This is a genomic window from Streptomyces sp. NPDC005648, from assembly GCF_040605395.1.
GTDB lineage: Bacteria > Actinomycetota > Actinomycetes > Streptomycetales > Streptomycetaceae > Streptomyces.
On sequence record NZ_JBEXCS010000056.1, the window covers coordinates 32,157 to 52,052 of the forward strand.

The window sequence follows — 19,896 nt, forward strand, 5'->3', positions numbered from 1 at the left end:
GATCCTTCCTGGTGCGGTCAGCTGAGACCGACTCAGATGTCGAGGAAGCGGACGTCCTTGGCGTTGCGCTGGATGAACGCGCGGCGGGCCTCGACGTCCTCGCCCATCAGGACCGAGAAGAGGTCGTCGGCCTGGGCGGCGTCGTCGAGGGTGACCTGGCCGAGGACGCGGTGCTCGATGTCCATGGTGGTCACGCGCAGTTCCTCGGCGTTCATCTCGCCGAGACCCTTGAAGCGCTGGATCGAGTCCTCGCGGATGCGCTTGCCGCGCTGGCGGCCCATCTCGATCAGGGCGTCGCGCTCGCGGTCGGAGTACGCGTACTCCACGTCGTCCCGGCCCCACTTGATCTTGTAGAGCGGGGGACGCGACAGGTACACATGGCCCGCTTCGACCAGGGGCCGCATGAAGCGGAACAGGAAGGTCAGCAGCAGGGTGTTGATGTGCTGGCCGTCGACGTCGGCGTCCGCCATCAGGATGATCTTGTGATAGCGGAGCTTCTCGATGTCGAAGTCCTCGTGCACACCCGTGCCGAAGGCCGAGATCAGCGCCTGGATCTCCTGGTTCTGCAGGATCTTGTCGATCCGCGCCTTCTCCACGTTGAGGATCTTGCCGCGGATCGGGAGGATCGCCTGGTACTGCGGGTTGCGGCCGGACTTGGCCGAGCCGCCGGCGGAGTCACCCTCGACGATGAAGATCTCGCACTTGGTGGGGTCGTTGGACTGGCAGTCGCTCAGCTTGCCGGGCAGGGACGCCGACTCCAGCAGACCCTTGCGGCGCGTCAGATCACGGGCCTTGCGGGCCGCCACGCGCGCGGTGGCCGCCTGGATGCTTTTGCGGATGATGTCCGCGGCTTCGTTCGGGTTGCGGTCCAGCCAGTCCGTGAGGTGCTCGTAGACGACCTTCTGCACGAAGGTCTTCACCTCGGTGTTGCCCAGCTTGGTCTTGGTCTGGCCCTCGAACTGCGGCTCGCTCAGCTTCACCGAGATGATCGCGGTCAGACCCTCGCGGATGTCGTCACCCGTGAGGTTGTCGTCCTTCTCCCGAAGCAGCTTCTTGTCGCGCGCGTACTTGTTGATCAGCGAGGTCAGCGCGGCGCGGAAGCCCTCTTCGTGGGTGCCGCCCTCGTGCGTGTGGATGATGTTCGCGAAGGAGTACACGCCCTCGGTGTAGCTGCTGTTCCACTGCATCGCGACCTCGAGGGACAGGAGCTTCTCCTTGTCCTCCGCCTCCAGGTCGATCACGGTGGCGTGCACCACGTCCCCCTTGCGGGAGTTGAGGTACTTCACGAAGTCGACGATGCCGCCCTCGTAGTGGTACTCGACCGACTTGACCTCGGCCTTCTCGTCCGCGCCCGCCTCGTCGGCTCCCGAGGTGGCCTTCGCCGACTCGCGCTCGTCGGTGAGCCTGATCCGCAGACCCTTGTTGAGGAACGCCATCTCCTGGAAGCGCCGCGACAGCGTCTCGAAGGAGTAGTCGGTCGTCTCGAAGATGTCCGGGTCGGCCCAGAAGGTGACCGAGGTGCCGTGCTCCTGAGTCGCCTCGTGCTGGGCGAGCGGGGCCGTCGGGACGCCCATCTTGTAGTCCTGCGTCCAGCGGAAGCCGTCGGTCCTGACCTCGACGGACACCTTGGTCGACAGGGCGTTCACGACGGAGACACCCACGCCGTGCAGACCGCCGGAGACCGCGTAGCCGCCGCCGCCGAACTTGCCGCCCGCGTGCAGCACGGTCAGCACGACCTCGACGGCCGGCTTGCCCTCGGAGGGGACGATGCCGACCGGGATGCCGCGGCCGTTGTCGACGACGCGGACGCCGCCGTCCGCGAGGATCGTCACGTCGATGGTGTCCGCGTGGCCGGCCAGCGCCTCGTCGACCGAGTTGTCGACGACCTCCTGCACCAGGTGGTGCAGACCGCGCTCACCGGTGGACCCGATGTACATACCGGGGCGCTTGCGGACCGCGTCCAGGCCTTCGAGGACGGTGATGGCGTTGGCGTCGTACGAGGCGGTGACCTCGCCGTTCGACGAGGTCACCGCGGCGTGCTCGCCGGCGTCGGTGGACGGGATGTTCTCGTTGGGGTTGCCGGAATCGGCCACGAAGCGCCCTTTCTGGCACAGCACGAGCCGGGCTTCACGGCGGGTTGCCGGAGCGGCTGCGGCATGTTGCGTTGGTAAGCCTTGATCAACGTTGCTCAGCTTGTCCCGGGCGGTCCCCATGAATGGGGCGGGATTGGCTTCCAGTCTACCGGTAGCGCCGACAGTGATGGGGGTTTGCCGGTACCTGAGTCCTCATGTGGCGCCCTCAATATGCCTCCGCCGGGTCCCCATATACGGAGCGGGGCTCCAAGAGGCTCACGGAGGCACTCAGCGCTTCCGGCTGTCAACCCTTGGCTACTTGGGAGTCAGGTCGCGATTCGCAACCGCGTGCGGGCACACGAAAGCCCGGCCGCCCACGGTACGAAGGGACCGCCGACGGCCTGCGGATGTGAGGTCTGTCACCCGTACGTATCGCCGGGGCCGGTGGAGCCCGGGGCACGCAGGGGACCGTAGCGACGGGCGGGGCCACCGGGGTTCAACACCTTGATCATCCGCACGGTGCCGTGGCCCAGGTCCTCGTTGAGGCGGGCGACCAGAGCGGGCGCGAGACGGCGCAGCTCGGTCGCCCAGGCCGTGGAGTCGCACTGCACCGTCAGCACGCGCTCGTCCTCGTCGTACCGCTGCGGCACACAGTGCTCGGCCAGCTTCTCGCCGACGATCTCCGGCCAGCGCCCCATCACCCCGCCCACGGCGGCGGGTGTCTCCCAGCCCCGCTCGGTGATCAGCCGGTTGATCGCCGCGCCGAACGCCATAGGGTCACGCCCGTCGGCGCGCGCGCCGGAGCGCAGCCCGCCGCGCCGCGCCTGCTTCTTCTGCTGGGCCGCGTCGCCACGCGCGCGTGCGGCTTCCTTCGCCGCCCGCAGCGCCACGCGCGCGAGGTCGACACCGGACGGCTCCGGGACCTTCTCAGGCTCCTGCGGGGTGCTCATACGCGCTCCACCGTCCCGTCCGACACGGCGAACCGCGTCCCCGTCAGCACATGCGGTACGTCGTCGTCGACCGCGGCCGTCACCAGCACCTGCTCGCCCGGCGCGACCAGCTCCGCCAGCCGCTCCCGGCGCCGGGTGTCCAGCTCGGCGAACACGTCGTCGAGCACCAGCACCGGCTCGTTGCCCTCGGCCCGCAGGAGGTCGTAGGAGGCCAGCCGCAACGCCAGCGCGTACGACCAGGACTCGCCGTGCGACGCGTACCCCTTGGCGGGCAACTGCCCCAGTTTCAGCAGCAGATCGTCCCGATGAGGGCCTACGAGGGTCACGCCGCGCTCGATCTCCTGCTTCCGCGCCTCCGCGAGCGCCCCCATCAGCTGCTCGTAGAGATCCTCACGCGTGTGCGCCTCACCGGGGGCCGACGGCTTGTAGTCGAGCGCGATCGGGCCCCCGCCGGGCGCGAGTTGCTCGTACGCCTTGTCCGCCAGCGGCTGGATCGCGGCGATCAGATCGAGCCGCTGAGCCAGCAACTCGGCGCCCACACGCGCCAGATGCTGGTCCCATACGTCGAGCGTGGACAGGTCCATCGAGCGGCCACCGTGCCGACGGGCCAGCGCGGCGGACTTCAGCAGGGTGTTGCGCTGCTTGAGGACCCGCTCGTAGTCCGAGCGCACGCCGGCCATCCGCGGGGAGCGGGCCGTGATCAGCTCGTCGAGGAACCGGCGCCGCTCACCCGGGTCGCCCTTGACCAGGGCGAGATCCTCGGGCGCGAACAGCACGGTCCGTACGATGCCGAGCACGTCACGGGGTCTGACCTGCGATGACCTGTTGATGCGGGCGCGGTTCGCCTTGCCGGGGTTCAGCTCCAGCTCGACCAGCTGCTGCCGCTCGCCCTGTCTGACCTGCGCGCGGATCACCGCGCGGTCGGCGCCCATGCGCACCAGGGGGGCGTCGGAGGCGACGCGGTGGCTGCCGAGGGTGGCGAGATAGCCGACGGCCTCGACCAGGTTGGTCTTGCCCTGGCCGTTCGGGCCGACGAAGGCGGTGACGCCCGGGTCGAGCGGAACTTCGACCCGGGCGTACGAGCGGAAGTCGGCCAGCGACAGATGCGTGACGTGCATGGTCGGTCGCCGACCTCCCCCAGGTAGTGGGCCGTTCTCAACAGCCCTGTGGATTACTTCGTCTCGACCGCGTGGCCGCCGAACTGGTTGCGCAGCGCCGCGATCATCTTCATCTGCGGAGAGTCCTCCTGGCGCGACGCGAACCGCGCGAAGAGGGAGGCCGCGATCGCCGGGAGCGGCACGGCGTTGTCGATGGCGGCTTCCACAGTCCAGCGTCCCTCGCCCGAGTCCTGTGCAAAACCCTTCAGCCTGTCCAGGTGCTCGTCCTCGTCGAGGGCGTTCACCGCGAGGTCCAGGAGCCAGGAGCGGATGACGGTGCCCTCCTGCCAGGAGCGGAAGACCTCCCGGACGTCGGTCACCGAGTCGACCTTCTCCAGCAGTTCCCAGCCCTCGGCATAGGCCTGCATCATCGCGTACTCGATGCCGTTGTGGACCATCTTGGCGAAGTGGCCCGCGCCGACCTTGCCGGCGTGCACCGCGCCGAACTTCCCCTCGGGCTTGAGGGCGTCGAAGACGGGCCGCACCTTGGCGACGTGCTCCGCGTCACCGCCGTACATCAGCGCATAGCCGTTCTCCAGGCCCCAGACACCGCCCGAGACACCGCAGTCGACGAAGCCGATGCCCTGGGCGGCGAGCTCCTCGGCGTGCTTCTCGTCGTCCGTCCAGCGGGAGTTGCCGCCGTCCACGACCACGTCGCCCGGCTGGAGGAGCTCGGCCAGCTCGTCGACGGTCTGCTGGGTGGGGACGCCCGCCGGGACCATCACCCAGATCACCCGCGGGGCCGCCAGGGTCTCCACAAGCTCTTTGAGGCTGTGGACATCCGCGAGGTCCGGGTTGCGGTCGTATCCGACGACGGTGTGGCCCGCGCGGCGGATCCGCTCGCGCATGTTGCCGCCCATCTTGCCGAGGCCGACGAGACCGAGCTCCATCAGTTGTTCCTTAGGTTGCTGTGTGGCGTGTGGGGCACGTTCGTACCTACGTCCGAGCCTAAACCCGGACCCTCACGCACACCTGTGGGCATACCCGCTCAAACGTATGCCCCGACCTGCGGGTTCTCCCCAAAGGAGCGCCCGGTCGTCCACGGCCTGTGGACAACCGGGCGGGGATCTCAGCCGCTCAGACGCACCGGCATGATCAGGTACTTGTAGGCGTCGTCCGCCTCCGCGTCCAGCGCGGGCCTGCCGCTCAGCAGCGCGGGCTTGGTGGACGTCGTGAACGACAGCTGGGCGACCGGGGAGTCGATCGCGCTCAGGCCGTCCAGCAGGAAGGTCGGGTTGAAGGCGATCGACACGTCGTCGCCCTCCAGCTGCGCGTCCACCCGCTCCACAGCCTGTGCGTCGTCGCTGGAACCGGCCTCCAGGATCAGCACGCCCTGCTCGAAGCTCAGCCGTACCGGGGTGTTCCGCTCGGCGACCAGGGCCACACGCTTGACGGCCTCCACGAAGGGGGCGGTCTCGATCACGGCCACGGAGTTGAACTCCGTCGGGAACAGCGAGCGGTACTTCGGGAGGTCGCCCTCCAGCAGCCGGGTCGTCGTCCGGCGCCCCGCGCCCTCGAAACCGATCAGGCCCTCGCCCGCGCCGGAACCGGACAGCGCCAGGATCACACTGTCACCGTTGGTGAGCGCCTTGGCGGTGTCCAGGAGCGTCTTCGCGGGCACCAGCGCGACCGCGGAGGCCTCCGGGTTCTCGGGCTTCCACAGGAACTCACGGACCGCGAAGCGGTAGCGGTCGGTCGAGGCCAGGGTGACGGTGTCGCCCTCGATCTCGATGCGCACACCGGTGAGCACCGGCAGGGTGTCGTCACGGCCGGCCGCGATGGCCACCTGGGCGGCCGCGGAAGCGAAGACCTCACCGGGGACGGTGCCGGTCGCGCTCGGCATCTGGGGCAGCGCCGGGTACTCCTCCACAGGCAGGGTGTGGAGTGTGAACCGCGAGGAGCCGCAGACCACGGTCGCCCGTACACCGTCTGTGGAAATCTCCACCGGGCGGTTGGGGAGCGCGCGGCAGATGTCGGCGAGCAGCCGGCCCGAGACGAGGACCGTGCCCTCCTCCTCGACCTCCGCCTCGACGCTCACGCGCGCGGACACCTCGTAGTCGAAGCTGGACAGGCTCAGAGCGCCGTCCTCGGCCTTCAGCAGGAGGCCGGCGAGGACAGGCGCCGGCGGACGGGCCGGAAGGCTGCGCGCCGCCCAGGCCACTGCCTCCGCGAGTACGTCGCGTTCCACCCGGATCTTCACTGTTGCCGCCTCCTGCTGTTGCCGGCGCTTCTCGGCCTGCGTGGCTTCGTCGTCTGTCTCGGTGTCATCGGCCCCTGTGACGGGAAGGACACCGGGGAACAGTCTGACGCACCCCACTGACAGTAGGTGCCTCTCGGGGTCAAGTCGTGATGAGGGGCAGCCGGGAGCCGGACAGCGAGTTGTGCACAGGCCCCGCTTCGAAACGGATTCCCAGCTCTCTCTAGTTGGCAGTAGTAGTAGGGGCTGTGGAAACGGTGGATAACCGCGTTTTCGCAGGTCAGACCGGAAATTTTGTCCACGGACCCTGTGGGTGACACCAGTGGACAACTCGCCGGTTCTGTGGAGAACGGAAAGTTCTGCACACACCGTGCACAGCCTGAGGCGACTTCTCCCCAGAGCCGTCCCCAGCTTTACCCACGTTTCCCACAGCCCAACCCGGCAGCTTCGTGTGACGGCTTTCACTCGACCCGGTGATCAGGCGCGTCGGGTTGCCGAACAGTGGACAGGCATGTGGAGAAGCCCCTAATCGCTGGGGACAACCGGCCCCGATCTGTGGGTTGCCGGTGGACAACTCGATGCACAGGCTGTGGATCTTCTTGCTGTCCACAGGCTGTGGAGATCCTTCGTCCACGAATCCACAGCCACCTGACCTGCCCTGATGATCTCCTGGCGGCGGACCTGTGGATCGTGATCTGGACAACTTCGCGGTCCCCAGGATGTGGACGGCAGAAAGTCGGCGAATCTGTGGAGGGCGGCCGTAACCCGGCGGCTAATCGAACAGCGGATGGCACGCGTGTGTGCCCGCGCATGACGAAGGGCGCCCCCGGATCTCCTCCGGGGGCGCCCTCAGTGCGGTGACTCGGTGACTCGGTGGCCGTCAGCCGTTCTTGATGCGGTTGGTCAGCTCGGTCACCTGGTTGTAGATGGAGCGCCGCTCGGCCATCAGATTGCGGATCTTGCGGTCCGCGTGCATGACGGTCGTGTGGTCGCGGCCGCCGAACAGCGCGCCGATCTTCGGCAGCGAGAGGTCGGTGAGCTCGCGGCACAGGTACATGGCGATCTGGCGGGCGGTGACGAGCGCGCGGCCGCGGGAGGTACCGCACAGGTCCTCCACGGTCAGTCCGAAGTAGTCCGCCGTCGCGCTCATGATCGCCGTGGAGGTGATCTCGGGCGCCGAGTCCTCCCCGCCGGGGATGAGGTCCTTGAGGACGATCTCCGTCAGGCCGAGGTCCACCGGCTGCCGGTTGAGCGACGCGAACGCCGTCACCCGGATCAGCGCCCCCTCCAGCTCGCGGATGTTGCGCGAGATGCGGGAGGCGATGAACTCCAGTACCTCCGGCGGGGCGTTGAGCTGCTCCTGCACCGCCTTCTTGCGCAGGATCGCGATGCGCGTCTCCAGCTCGGGCGGCTGGACGTCGGTGATCAGACCCCACTCGAAACGGTTCCGCAGCCGGTCCTCCAGCGTGACCAGCTGCTTGGGCGGCCGGTCGCTGGAGAGCACGATCTGCTTGTTGGCGTTGTGGAGCGTGTTGAAGGTGTGGAAGAACTCCTCCTGCGTCGACTCCTTGTCCGCGAGGAACTGGATGTCGTCGACGAGCAGGATGTCCATCTCCCGGTACCGCTTGCGGAAGCTGTCGCCCTTGCCGTCGCGGATGGAGTTGATGAACTCGTTGGTGAACTCCTCCGAGCTCACGTAGCGCACGCGTGTGCCCGGGTAGAGGCTGCGCGCGTAGTGCCCGATCGCATGCAGCAGGTGGGTCTTCCCGAGCCCCGACTCCCCGTAGATGAAGAGGGGGTTGTACGCCTTCGCCGGCGCCTCGGCCACCGCGACGGCGGCCGCGTGCGCGAAGCGGTTGGAGGCGCCGATGACGAACGTGTCGAAGAGGTACTTCGGGTTCAGGCGCGCGGTGGGCTCGCCGGGGCCGGTCGCCGGTGCGGGCTTCGCGGCCAGCGGGCCGGGGGCACCGCTGGAGGCGGGCAGCGCGGAGCCGACCGGGCCGCCGCGGTGGACGTGCCCGGATCCGGACGGCTGCTCGGGCACCTCCCGGCGGACGTTCCGCTGGTCGTAGTCCGGCCGGCCGCGGTCGTAGTCGGAACGCGGTTTGTCGTAGTCGGAGCGGCCCTGGTCGTAGTCCGGGCGGGGTTTGTCGTAGTCGGGGCGACCCTGGTCGTAGTCCGGGCGCGGGCTGTCGTAGTCGGGGCGCGGGCTGTCGTAGGGCGGGCGCTCCATCGACTGCGGGCGGTAGTCCTGGGACGGGGCGTACGTGTCCTGGGCCGGCGGTGTGTAGGAGTCCTGGGGGGAGCCGTAGGAGTCCTGAGACGGAGAGGCGTACGGGTCCCGCTCGGGGAAGCCGAGGCGCTGCTGCTGCCAGCCGTACTCGTCCTGGGAGGGGCGCGGCCAGGCGCCGGGCTCGGGGCGCTGGTACTCGCCCGGATAGGCGGGGCGGGCGGTGGGCAGCTGGTCGCCGGGGGCGCCCGGGAGCTGGTCGGGCCGGGGCGGGCGCGGGTCGTCGGCGCGGTGGCGGCCGTATCCGTCGTACTGGTTGTTGTCGTACTGGCCGGTGTCGTACTGGCTCGTGTCGTACTGACCGGAGGGGAGCTCGGGCTCCTCGTAGCGGGGCTGCGGGCGGACCGGGGGTGCCGGCGGGGCGGGGGGCTCGCCCGCGGAGTCGTCGACCGTGATCGCGATACGGATCGGGCGGCCGCACTCGCGGCTCAGGGTCTCGCTGACGATGGGGGCGAGGCGGCCCTCCAGGACGCCCTTCGCGAATTCGTTCGGTACGGCGAGCAGGGCCGTGTCGGCGACCAGCGCGAGGGGCTGGCAGCGGCGGATCCAGTGCTCGTCCTTCGTCTCCACGCCCTGTCCACGACCTTCGCCGAGGAGTTGCTCGAGTACTCGTGGCCACACTGCGGCAAGATCGGCAGGTACGTCAGCCACAGGGCACGCTCTCTCACGGGTCCCACGAACGTGTGGTTCTGGGACGGGTCGGGATTCAAGTGGGGTGGAGCCATGAACAAGGGTTCAAGGGAACGAATCGGAGTTCAGTCACGGTAGTCAGGGCAACGGGTGCGGTTCAAGTTGTTGTCCCCAGCCTGTGGATAGTGTCTCTCGGTGACCGCTGGTTTGACCGGATGGCGTAGCCGCGCGTACCGTAACCAGGTCGAGTTGTCGATGGCTGCTGCCGCCTGCCTCCGATGGGCACAGATCGCGTCAGGTGATCGGGAAGCGGTGCAATCGGGCGTAACTGCGAGCTACTCGTGGGCGCACGGTGACAGCCAGGACGGCACCCGCCACCACCGATTTGATTTCTGGAGCCCCCGAGTGAGCAAGCGCACCTTCCAGCCGAACAACCGTCGTCGTGCCAAGACCCACGGCTTCCGCCTGCGGATGCGTACCCGTGCCGGTCGCGCGATTCTCGCGAACCGTCGTGCCAAGGGTCGCGCGAGCCTGTCCGCCTGATTCCGGTCAGGTCATGCCGTCGTGCTGCCCACCGAGAACCGGCTGAGGCGGCGCGAGGACTTCGCGACCGCGGTACGACGAGGGCGCCGGGCCGGACGCCCGTGTCTCGTCGTCCATCTTCGTAGCGGTGCCAGGGACCCGCACGCGCCTGGGGAGAGCGCTCCCCCGACGCGTGCGGGTTTCGTCGTGAGCAAGGCAGTGGGCGGCGCGGTCGTCCGCAACAAGGTGAAGCGCAGGCTGCGTCATCTGATGCGGGACCGAGTGGCCCTCCTGCCCCCCGGTAGCCTGGTAGTCGTACGAGCGCTGCCCGGTGCGGGCGACGCCGACCATGCACAACTGGCCCGAGACCTGGATGCCGCCATCGAGCGGCTGCTGGGAGGGGGCGCGCGATGAAGTACCCGCTGCTGGCTCTGATCAAGCTCTACCAGTGGACGATCAGTCCGCTGCTCGGGCCGGTGTGTAAGTACTACCCGTCGTGTTCCCACTACGGCTACACGGCCATCGACCGGCACGGTGCGATCAAGGGCACGGCGCTCACCGCCTGGCGCATCCTGCGGTGCAATCCGTGGTCGCTGGGCGGTGTGGACCATGTCCCGCCGCGCAAGCGCCCTCGGTGGCACGAAATGCTGCGTGACGCGTGGCGTGCACGCAGGGGCGGGTCCTCCGCCGAACCGGCCCCCGAAGAGAATCCTGTTTCGAGCACCGAAGAGAATCCTCCTTCGAGCCCGGCCGCAGAGACCTCGTCCCATGCCCAAGGAGCATGATTAGTGGACACGATTGCCAGCCTCTTCAGCTTCATCACGACACCCGTCTCATGGGTCATCGTCCAGTTCCACTCGATGTACGGGAAGATCTTCGGTCCCGACACGGGCTGGGCCTGGGGCCTGTCCATCGTGTCCCTGGTGATCCTGATCCGTATCTGCTTGATCCCGCTCTTCGTGAAGCAGATCAAGTCGACCCGGGCGATGCAGACGCTCCAGCCCGAGATGAAGAAGATCCAGGAGCGCTACAAGAACGACAAGCAGCGTCAGTCCGAAGAGATGATGAAGCTGTACAAGGAGACGGGCACCAACCCGCTCTCCTCGTGCCTTCCCATCCTGGCGCAGTCGCCGTTCTTCTTCGCCCTGTACCACGTGCTCAACGGCATCGCCACGGGCTCGACGATCGGTGTCATCAACGAGTCGCTGCTGGCCAGCGCCCGTAAGGCGCATATCTTCGGTGCCCCGCTCGCGGCGAAGTTCACCGACAGCGCCGCGAAGGTGGACGCGCTCGGCGCCACCCTCACCGACGTCCGGGTCGTCACCGCGATCATGATCGTCCTGATGTCGGCGTCGCAGTTCTACACGCAGCGCCAGCTGATGACGAAGAACGTCGACACCACGGTGAAGACGCCGTTCATGCAGCAGCAGAAGATGCTGATGTACGTCTTCCCGGTGATGTTCGCCGTCTTCGGCATCAACTTCCCGGTCGGTGTGCTCGTCTACTGGCTGACCACCAACGTGTGGACCATGGGCCAGCAGATGTACGTCATCCACAACAACCCGACCCCGGGTTCCAAGGCCCAGGCCGCCTACCTGGAGCGCCTGACCAAGCACGTCACGACCCACGGCAAGGCCCGCAAGCGCAGCGAGCGCACGATCATCAAGGCGATCGTCGCCAAGGGCCGCGACCGCAACGAGTTCGAGCGCAAGTTCATCAACGGTCTGACCAAGGCGGGCCTCGCGGCCCAGACCGACGGCGCCGTGGTGAAGAGCGAGGGCGCCGTCGCGGTCGAGTCCGAGGACGGTACGCCGACCACCGGCACCGCCGCCCCCAAGCGCCAGCAGCCCAAGCGTCAGACCAAGTCCCAGCGTCAGTCCGGTGCGAAGTCGGCGGAGTCCGCTTCGTCCGACTCGGCCTCCGGTTCGGCCACCTCGCTGAGTAAGTCCGACGAGCCCCAGGACGCCGAGCCCCAGGACGCCAAGCCTGCCCCCGCAGCCAAGAAGGCCCAGCCCGGCAGCGGCACCCGCAGCAAGGCCCAGTCCGGGCAGCGCAAGGGCCCGCAGCGCCCCAAGTCCCCGTCCAAGAAGTAAGAAGGAGTCCATCCCGTGACGGAAGGCACCACCTCCGCCGCTGCCGAGGGTGCAGACACCCTGACCCGCCTGGAGCAGGAGGGCGAGATCGCGGCGGACTACCTCGAGGGTCTGCTGGACATCGCCGATCTCGACGGCGACATCGACATGGACGTCGAGGCCGACCGCGCCGCTGTCTCGATCATCAGCGACTCGGGCGGCCGAGACCTGCAGAAGCTGGTCGGCCGTGACGGTGAGGTGCTGGAGGCGCTTCAGGAACTGACGCGTCTGGCCGTGCACCGGGAGACCGGGGACCGCAGCCGGCTGATGCTGGACATCGCGGGCTACCGGGCCAAGAAGCGTGCCGAGCTGTCCGAGCTGGGCGCGAAGGCCGCCGCCGATGCCAGGAACACCGGCGAGCCCGTGAAGCTGCAGCCGATGACGCCGTTCGAGCGCAAGGTGGTGCACGACGCGGTCAAGGCCGCGGGCCTGCGCAGCGAGTCCGAGGGCGAGGAGCCAGAGCGCTTCGTCGTCGTACTGCCCGCCTGATCGGTCCGTTCGTCCCTCCGGCCCCGTCTGTAGCGCAGACGGGGCCGGATTTTGTCAGCCTGTTAGTTCTGGTGGTCGGCGCCTGGTCGCGCTGATGCGGTACGGAAGGACGGTCCCCCGTGACGGAGGCAGCGGAGCTTCCCCCCGCGCCCGAGCAGGCGCGTGAGGTGTTCGGTGATCGCTTCGCGGACGCGGTTCGTTACGCGGAGCTGCTCGCGGAGGCGGGTGTGCAGCGCGGTCTGATCGGCCCGCGCGAAGTCCCTCGCCTGTGGGAGCGGCACCTGCTGAACTGCGCGGTCCTCTCCGAGGTCGTGCCCGAGGGGGTGACGGTGTGCGATGTCGGCTCCGGGGCCGGCCTGCCCGGCATTCCCCTGGCACTCGTCCGCGACGACATCAAGATCACTCTTCTGGAGCCGCTGCTGCGTCGCACGAACTTCCTCACGGAGGTCGTGGAGCTGCTGGGCCTGGACCATGTGACGGTCGTGCGGGGCCGGGCCGAGGAAGTCATGGGCAAGGTGCCGCCGGTGCATGTGGTGACCGCGCGAGCCGTGGCCCCGCTGGACCGACTGGCCACCTGGGGTATTCCGCTCCTGCGGCCGTACGGGGAGATGCTGGCGCTCAAGGGCGACACCGCGGAGGAGGAGCTGAAGAGCGCGGCGACCGCGCTGAGCAAGCTCGGCGCGGTGGAGACATCCATCCTGCATGTGGGTGAGGGAGTGGTGGACCCCTTGTCCACCGTCGTACGGGTCGAGGTCGGCGAGAGTCCCGGTGGTGTGCGCTTCGCCGCCAAGCGTGCCAAGGCGGCTCGCACCGGCCGGACACGTCGGCGCCGCTGATCCGTACTGACGACGAGCCGTACTCCACACAAGCTGCCAAACCTACGCATGCCGGAGTGTCGCGACAGTTCGGCCACCGTGTCTGTGCATCGTGTTTCACGTGAAACGTCGCTCACTGCTGCACGGCATCATCAGTCGTGGCCGCGCCGCGGCCGAACCCCGCGACCGAAAGCCTCTCGGTTCACTCGATGAGGGTGTGGAGTTGTCCACAGAGGTGGATTTCTCCACAGAACACCAGGCCTCACTGGTTCACGACCCCGAAGACATGGGAGGCTCTGTTCATTGCGAGCCTGAAGTCGAGGAGAGTGAATCCTTGCGGTCCGACGCCAACATCGCGGGACCGATGACCGATCCGGTCCCCGGTCCCCGTACCGAGTCGATGGGGGACGATGTTTCACGTGAAACACCGCCCCCGATGGACGACACTCCGATCGGTCGTGCTGCCCAACTGGCGGTAGAGGCTCTGAGCCGTGCCGGCGAGGGCCTGCCACGGCCCGAGCAGACCCGAGTCATCGTGGTCGCCAACCAGAAGGGTGGCGTGGGCAAAACCACGACCACGGTCAACCTCGCCGCTTCGCTGGCCGTGCACGGGGGCCGGGTCCTGGTGGTCGACCTCGACCCTCAGGGCAACGCGTCCACGGCTCTGGGGATCGACCACCACGCCGAAGTGCCATCCATCTACGACGTGCTCATCGACAGCAAGCCGCTGGCCGAAGTCGTCCAGCCCGTCCCGGATGTCGAAGGGCTCTTCTGCGCCCCCGCCACGATCGATCTCGCCGGTGCGGAGATCGAGCTGGTGTCCCTGGTGGCACGAGAGAGTCGACTCCAGCGGGCGATCCAGGCCTATGAGCACCCGCTGGACTACATCCTCATCGACTGCCCGCCCTCACTCGGTCTGCTGACGGTCAATGCCTTGGTCGCCGGTGCCGAGGTTCTCATCCCGATCCAGTGCGAGTACTACGCCCTGGAGGGCCTGGGCCAGCTGCTGCGCAACGTCGATCTGGTGCGGGGGCACCTCAACCCCGCCCTGCATGTATCGACGATCCTGCTCACCATGTACGACGGCCGGACGCGACTCGCGTCGCAGGTCGCGGAAGAGGTGCGCACCCACTTCGGCGACGAGGTGCTGCGGACGAGCATTCCCCGCTCGGTCCGTATCTCCGAGGCGCCGAGCTATGGACAGACAGTGCTGACCTACGATCCGGGGTCAAGCGGTGCCTTGTCCTATCTTGAGGCGGCACGAGAAATCGCGCTGAAGGGTGTCGGCGTCAGCTATGACCCGACGCAGGCCCATATCGGCGCCCAGAGCAACCCGAGCATGGTGGAGGGTATTCAGTGAGCGAGCGACGGAGGGGTTTGGGCCGTGGACTCGGCGCACTGATCCCCGCTGCCCCGACGGAGAAGACGCCGGCCCCGGCGGCGGTGGGAGGTGCGGGCTCCGCATCCCCGGCCACTGTGCCGGTGCTGACGTCCGACCGCGGAGTGGCTGCGGCGAAGGTGGCCACGCTGCCGCCTGTTTCACATGAAACCGAGGAGCCGCCGTTCAACGGCTATGCGGAGACGTCCGCGTCCTCCATGGGCGCCCACTTCGCGGAACTCCCCCTCGACTCCATCACGCCGAACCCGCGTCAGCCGCGTGAGGTGTTCGACGAGGACGCCCTGCAAGAACTGGTCACCTCCATCAAGGAGGTCGGCCTGCTCCAGCCGGTCGTCGTGCGGCAGGTCGGTCCCTCGCGCTACGAGCTCATCATGGGCGAGCGTCGCTGGCGGGCCAGCCGTGAGGCCGGTTTGGACGCGATCCCGGCGATCGTGCGGGCCACGGACGACGACAAGCTTCTCCTGGACGCCCTCCTGGAGAACCTGCACCGCGCCCAGCTGAATCCGCTGGAAGAGGCCGCCGCCTACGACCAGCTCCTGAAGGACTTCAACTGCACGCACGACCAGCTGGCGGACCGCATCGGCCGCTCCCGTCCGCAGGTCTCCAACACGCTCCGTCTGCTGAAGCTGTCGCCGGCGGTCCAGCGCCGGGTGGCCGCCGGAGTGCTGTCCGCCGGCCATGCGCGGGCGCTGCTCTCCGTGGACGACTCGGAGGAGCAGGATCGTCTGGCCCACCGGATCGTCGCCGAGGGGCTGTCGGTGCGGGCCGTCGAGGAGATCGTGACCCTCATGGGCTCGCGTCCGCAGACGGCCCAGCGCTCCAAGGGGCCGCGGGCGGGCGCCCGGGTCTCGCCGGCGCTGTCCGACCTCGCCACCCGGCTCTCGGACCGTTTCGAGACGCGGGTGAAGGTCGACCTGGGGCAGAAGAAGGGCAAGATCACCGTCGAGTTCGCCTCGATGGAGGACCTGGAGCGGATCCTCAGCAGCCTCGCTCCCGGTGAGGGGCCTGTCCTGCAGAAGAGCCTGCTGGACGGCGGCTCCGAGGAGGACGAGGGCTGACGAGCCCCTGGTTGACGGAGCGTATGCGCTCAGATGACCGCGGAGGAGCGGGTTGTGTCCGGTGTGTACCGGAACACAGCCCGCTCTTTGCTTTCAGTCGGTGTCGACCGGATCACATCGTGGATACGATGCGAACGGGCATGGCGCATCCACTGGCAGTACCTCTGAGGGGAGGCAGGGGCCATGCGAACGGTGAGCCGAACCGGACTGGTGAGCGCGGGCCTGGGGCTGGGGGCGGTCGGCGGCTTCGTCGGCAGCCTGCTGAAGGAACGGAGCGCTCTGACAGCCGCCCGCGACGCCGCGGGCGAAGGAAGCGAGGAACAGCCTTCATGGGGCGACGGCTCGTACCGCTCACGCTGGACAACCTTCAGGACCTTCCCAGCCGCTGCCACGCGTGTGTCTTCTGGGAGCTGGACCCAGTCAGCGGAGAGGCCGCGGTAAGGGCCGGAACGGCCGTCCTGGAGAAGGAGGCATGGATCTCCTCCGTCCTGCTGGACTGGGGATCCTGTGGCCGGGTTGTCTACGTCGATGACGTACCGGTGGGCTTCGTGCTGTACGCCCCGCCCGCCTATGTGCCCCGCTCCACCGCCTTCCCCACGAGTCCTGTTTCGCCGGATGCGGTGCAACTGATGACCGGGTTCATCGTGCCCGGCTATCAGGGGCAGGGGCTCGGTCGGGTGATGGTGCAGACGGTGGCCAAGGATCTCCTGCGACGCGGGTTCAAGGCGATCGAGGCGTTCGGGGACGCCCGCTGGAAGGAAGCGGCCTGTGTGCTGCCTGCCGACCATCTGCTGGCGGTGGGCTTCAAGACGGTGAGACAGCACCCCACGTATCCACGGATGAGGCTGGAGCTGAGGAGCACCATCTCCTGGAAGGAAGATGTGGAGATGGCCCTCGACCGGTTGTTGGGGGCGGTCCAGAAGGAGCCGGCACTCCGGCCTCTCTGAGATCGACAACGCAAAGGGGCCGACCCGTTCAGGTCGGCCCCTTCATGTTTCACGTGAAACATCACTCGGCGATGAAGTCCTCGAGGTCGCGGACGATCGCGGCCTTCGGCTTCGCACCGACGATGGTCTTGGCGACCTCGCCGTCCTGGTAGACGTTCAGCGTCGGGATGGACATGACGCCGTACTTGGCGGCCGTACCCGGGTTCTCGTCGATGTTGAGCTTGACGATCTCGATCTTGTCGCCGTACTCGGCGGCAATCGCCTCGAGCGACGGGGCGATCTGGCGGCAGGGACCGCACCAGGCGGCCCAGAAGTCCACCAGGACGGGCTTGTCGCTCTTGAGGACGTCCTGCTCGAAGGAATCGTCGGTCACGTTCTTCAGGGTGCCGGCCACGGATGGCTCCTTAACTGGTTGGTGCGTGGGGCGGAAGGGGGTCAGACAGAGGTCTTCTCGGGCTCGGCCTGCTCCTCGTCCGCGAGGGCGGCGAGGAAGCGCTCGGCGTCGAGAGCGGAGGAGCAGCCGGTGCCGGCCGCGGTGATCGCCTGACGGTAGGTGTGGTCCACGACATCACCGGCGGCGAACACACCGGTCAGGTTGGTCCGGGTCGAGGGGGCGGCGACCTTGAGGTAGCCCTCCTCGTCCAGGTCGAGCTGGCCCTTGAAGAGCTCGGTGCGCGGGTCGTGGCCGATCGCGATGAACAGGCCGGTGACCGCCAGATCGCTCAGCTCACCGGTCTTGAGGTTGCGGAGCTTCAGACCGGCCAGCTTCTGCTCGCCCTGGATCTCGGCGACCTCGCTGTCCCACACAAACTTGATCTTCGGGTCGGCGAAGGCGCGCTCCTGCATCGCCTTGGAGGCGCGCAGGGTGTCCCGGCGGTGGACGATCGTCACGGACTTGGCGAAGCGGGAGAGGAAGGTGGCTTCCTCCATCGCGGTGTCGCCGCCGCCGATCACGGCGATGTCCTGGTCCTTGAAGAAGAAGCCGTCACACGTGGCACACCAGGAGACACCGCGTCCGGAGAGCGTGTCCTCGTTCGGCAGACCGAGCTTGCGGTGCTGCGAACCGGTCGTGACGATGACGGCCTTCGCCTTGTGCACGGTGCCAGCGGTGTCCGTGACGGTCTTGATCTCACCGGTCAGGTCGACGGAGACGACGTCGTCCGGGACGAGCTCGGCGCCGAAACGCTCGGCCTGGGCGCGCATGTTGTCCATGAGCTCGGGGCCCATGATGCCTTCCTGGAAGCCGGGGAAGTTCTCCACCTCGGTGGTGTTCATGAGCGCACCGCCGGCGGTGACGGCGCCCTCGAACACCAGAGGCTTCAGCGACGCGCGCGCGGTGTAGAGCGCCGCCGTGTAGCCGGCCGGCCCGGAGCCGATGATGATCACGTTACGGACGTCGCTCACAGCTGGTTTCCTCGTCTCTGGACTGCGTCGTCGGACCGGTGGGAGCCCCTCTCAGAACTCTCACCCCACCCAACGGATCCTAAGGGGCGCGCATTCCCGGTGTGTCCGGGCACACGGGGGTTGCGACACCGTACGGGACACCACGGGGGACGAAGTCGAAGCGTTCGGTCCTAAGGCTTGGTGTAGGTCTGCTTCAGCAGGACCTCGGCCTTGGCGGACGACGGGTGGGTCACGCAGGACGTGTCCACGATGTACGCGTTCACCTTGGTGCTGTCGGACGGGTCGGCGAGGACGACCAGCAGGGCCTTGGTGCCCTTGTACCTGCCTTCCTCGGTGGCGAGCGCCGCGTCATTGCGGCCGATGCCCTTCTGGACGCACAGCGGCACCGAGGGCGCCCGGTCGAGCTTCGGGGACACGATGCTCGGGCCACCCTGGACGCCGACACTGTCGTGGGGGGCGACGGAGCCCCGTCCGGAGTCTCCGCCCTTCGAAAGGAGACTTGTGACCTGCTTGTCGAGAGTCTTCTGGGAGAAGGTGTCGGCCGCGGTGGTCTGGCGACCGTCGTCGTGCGTGGCGATCAGCACGGAACCGACTCCGAGGGCGGCGACGGCGAAGACGCTGCCGAGGACGGCGATCCTGCGGCGACCGGCTCGCCCGCGGTCCTTGCGGCCTGGTCCGGTGGTCGAGGGACGCGCGTGACCGGAGGGGCGGGCGGTGGTGACTGATGTTTCACGTGAAACATGAGCGCTGTCGTCCACGTCCACGTCCGCGTGGGAACGGGAAGCGGTGACGAGCGGCGAGAGGGCGGCGTCTGCCTCAGGTGCCGTGGCGGTCAGCAGGGCCTCGGCGGCAAGTGCGGCGTCGATACGTCCCGCGACATCGTCGGGCATACGAGTCGGGCCGGGCAGCGTGCCGAGCAGTCCCCGGATCTCCTCCAGCGAGGCGTGCACATCGGCGCAGAGCTCGCACGCGTCCAGATGCCGGCGAACATCCGCGGTACGGGACGGCGGGAGCAGGCCCTCGGTGAGGTCGGAGATCTCGGCGACGTCCGGGTGTCCGGCCATGTCCGTCGTGGAAGTCACGCTCGCCCACCTCCGCCCTTCACAGCAGCTGAATCACTCGGCCCGGTATCACGCGGACCGGCAGTAGGCGGTCCCGCTGCCGGTGGGACGGATGTCCCCTGGGTCCGGTTCCGCCTCTCACCTTCCTCTTTGCCGGGACCGGCGTTTTCCGGCCGTAGGTGCGTGAGCAGCGGCAGGAGTCTGGCTCTGCCGCGGGCGCACCGACTCTTCACCGTGCCGGTCGGGACGTCGAGCATCCGGGCGGCCTCGGCGACCGGATATCCCTGCATGTCCACGAGGACGAGGGCGGCGCGCTGGTCGGGCGGCAGGGTGCCGAGGGCCTCCAGCAGCTGGCGGTGCAGGTCGTTGCGCTCCGCCGGTGCCGATGCCTCCTCGTGGGGCTCCAGCAGCTGCTCCAGCCGCTCGGTGTCGTCGACCGGAGAGGTCTTCCGTGACGCCACCTTGCGGGCCCGGTCGAGACAGGCGTTCACCGTGATCCGGTGCAGCCAGGTCGTGACGGCCGACTGGCCCCGGAAGGTATGGGCGGCCCGGTAGGCCGACACCAGGGCGTCCTGGACGGCGTCAGCGGCTTCCTCGCGGTCGCCCAGCGTCCGCAGGGCCACCGCCCACAGGCGGTCGCGGTGACGCCGCACAAGCTCACCGAAGGCGTCCGGGTCGCCGTCTACATGGCGGGCCAGGAGGTCCTGATCGCTCGTGTCGCCGTATGCGGTGTCATCTGCCATCGGACCCCCTCCCCTGGAACGTGGTGCGCC

General features: G+C 68.2%; 19 protein-coding genes. 9 read left to right on the top strand and 10 right to left on the bottom strand.

Annotated features, from left to right (window positions below; translation table 11 throughout):
* Nucleotides 1-32: 32 nt before the first annotated feature.
* From gyrB to dnaA, 6 genes are all read right to left on the bottom strand, one after another.
* Nucleotides 33-2,093, bottom strand: coding sequence for a DNA topoisomerase (ATP-hydrolyzing) subunit B (gyrB, locus tag ABZT17_RS28345; protein ID WP_356352683.1), 2,061 nt, complete (start codon nt 2,091-2,093; stop codon nt 33-35).
* 398 nt (nt 2,094-2,491) lie between these two features.
* Nucleotides 2,492-3,022 carry a DciA family protein gene (locus tag ABZT17_RS28350; protein ID WP_356352685.1) on the bottom strand — a complete coding sequence of 177 codons (531 nt, stop codon included), beginning with the start codon at nt 3,020-3,022 and terminating at the stop codon, nt 2,492-2,494.
* Nucleotides 3,019-4,140, bottom strand: a complete 1,122-nt coding sequence (gene recF, locus ABZT17_RS28355) for a DNA replication/repair protein RecF (RefSeq protein ID WP_356352687.1) — start codon at nt 4,138-4,140, stop codon at nt 3,019-3,021. The genes ABZT17_RS28350 and recF overlap by 4 nt, the downstream gene beginning before the upstream one ends.
* Nucleotides 4,141-4,193: 53 nt before the next feature.
* Nucleotides 4,194-5,069: a phosphogluconate dehydrogenase (NAD(+)-dependent, decarboxylating) gene (gene gnd, locus ABZT17_RS28360; protein ID WP_356352689.1), complete on the bottom strand. Its 876-nt coding sequence runs from the start codon at nt 5,067-5,069 to the stop codon at nt 4,194-4,196.
* A gap of 179 nt (nt 5,070-5,248) precedes the next feature.
* Nucleotides 5,249-6,379 carry a DNA polymerase III subunit beta gene (gene dnaN, locus ABZT17_RS28365; protein ID WP_356352690.1) on the bottom strand — a complete coding sequence of 377 codons (1,131 nt, stop codon included), beginning with the start codon at nt 6,377-6,379 and terminating at the stop codon, nt 5,249-5,251.
* A gap of 877 nt (nt 6,380-7,256) precedes the next feature.
* Entirely contained in the window at nt 7,257-9,317 is a 2,061-nt protein-coding gene (gene dnaA, locus ABZT17_RS28370; RefSeq protein WP_356352692.1) for a chromosomal replication initiator protein DnaA, read from the bottom strand.
* Between the two features lie 384 nt (nt 9,318-9,701).
* On the opposite strand from dnaA, the gene rpmH reads away from it, so the two are divergent.
* From rpmH to ABZT17_RS28415, 9 genes are all read left to right on the top strand, one after another.
* Entirely contained in the window at nt 9,702-9,839 is a 138-nt protein-coding gene (gene rpmH, locus ABZT17_RS28375; protein ID WP_015659252.1) for a 50S ribosomal protein L34, read from the top strand.
* A gap of 21 nt (nt 9,840-9,860) precedes the next feature.
* The gene (gene rnpA / locus ABZT17_RS28380) at nt 9,861-10,232 is read left to right on the top strand and encodes a ribonuclease P protein component (protein ID WP_356352694.1); all 372 of its coding nucleotides are present in this window, start codon (nt 9,861-9,863) and stop codon (nt 10,230-10,232) included.
* On the top strand, nt 10,229-10,603 hold the full coding sequence (gene yidD / locus ABZT17_RS28385) for a membrane protein insertion efficiency factor YidD (RefSeq protein WP_356352696.1): 375 nt from the start codon (nt 10,229-10,231) through the stop codon (nt 10,601-10,603). The genes rnpA and yidD overlap by 4 nt, the downstream gene beginning before the upstream one ends.
* 3 nt (nt 10,604-10,606) lie before the next feature.
* Nucleotides 10,607-11,911 (top strand): membrane protein insertase YidC, encoded by a 1,305-nt coding sequence (gene yidC / locus ABZT17_RS28390; protein ID WP_356352698.1) that lies wholly within the window; start codon nt 10,607-10,609, stop codon nt 11,909-11,911.
* Between the two features lie 15 nt (nt 11,912-11,926).
* Nucleotides 11,927-12,439 (top strand): R3H domain-containing nucleic acid-binding protein, encoded by a 513-nt coding sequence (locus ABZT17_RS28395; RefSeq protein ID WP_356352700.1) that lies wholly within the window; start codon nt 11,927-11,929, stop codon nt 12,437-12,439.
* A 119-nt stretch (nt 12,440-12,558) separates the two neighbouring features.
* Entirely contained in the window at nt 12,559-13,275 is a 717-nt protein-coding gene (gene rsmG / locus ABZT17_RS28400) for a 16S rRNA (guanine(527)-N(7))-methyltransferase RsmG (RefSeq protein ID WP_356352701.1), read from the top strand.
* A 265-nt stretch (nt 13,276-13,540) separates the two neighbouring features.
* The gene (locus ABZT17_RS28405) at nt 13,541-14,614 is read left to right on the top strand and encodes a ParA family protein (protein ID WP_356352724.1); all 1,074 of its coding nucleotides are present in this window, start codon (nt 13,541-13,543) and stop codon (nt 14,612-14,614) included.
* Nucleotides 14,611-15,711, top strand: coding sequence for a ParB/RepB/Spo0J family partition protein (locus ABZT17_RS28410; protein ID WP_356352703.1), 1,101 nt, complete (start codon nt 14,611-14,613; stop codon nt 15,709-15,711). The genes ABZT17_RS28405 and ABZT17_RS28410 overlap by 4 nt, the downstream gene beginning before the upstream one ends.
* Nucleotides 15,712-16,040: 329 nt before the next feature.
* Nucleotides 16,041-16,658 (top strand): GNAT family N-acetyltransferase, encoded by a 618-nt coding sequence (locus ABZT17_RS28415; RefSeq protein ID WP_356352705.1) that lies wholly within the window; start codon nt 16,041-16,043, stop codon nt 16,656-16,658.
* 61 nt (nt 16,659-16,719) lie between these two features.
* On the opposite strand, the gene trxA is transcribed toward ABZT17_RS28415, so the two are convergent.
* The 4 genes from trxA to sigM form a co-directional block, all read right to left on the bottom strand.
* Nucleotides 16,720-17,052 carry a thioredoxin gene (trxA, locus tag ABZT17_RS28420; protein ID WP_356352707.1) on the bottom strand — a complete coding sequence of 111 codons (333 nt, stop codon included), beginning with the start codon at nt 17,050-17,052 and terminating at the stop codon, nt 16,720-16,722.
* Nucleotides 17,053-17,093: 41 nt separating this feature from the next.
* Nucleotides 17,094-18,062, bottom strand: a complete 969-nt coding sequence (trxB, locus tag ABZT17_RS28425; protein ID WP_356352709.1) for a thioredoxin-disulfide reductase — start codon at nt 18,060-18,062, stop codon at nt 17,094-17,096.
* 170 nt (nt 18,063-18,232) lie between these two features.
* Nucleotides 18,233-19,144, bottom strand: coding sequence for a hypothetical protein (locus ABZT17_RS28430; RefSeq protein ID WP_356352710.1), 912 nt, complete (start codon nt 19,142-19,144; stop codon nt 18,233-18,235).
* Complete coding sequence (gene sigM, locus ABZT17_RS28435; RefSeq protein ID WP_356352712.1) at nt 19,141-19,866, bottom strand: RNA polymerase sigma factor SigM; 726 nt, start codon at nt 19,864-19,866, stop codon at nt 19,141-19,143. The genes ABZT17_RS28430 and sigM overlap by 4 nt, the downstream gene beginning before the upstream one ends.
* Nucleotides 19,867-19,896: the final 30 nt, after the last annotated feature.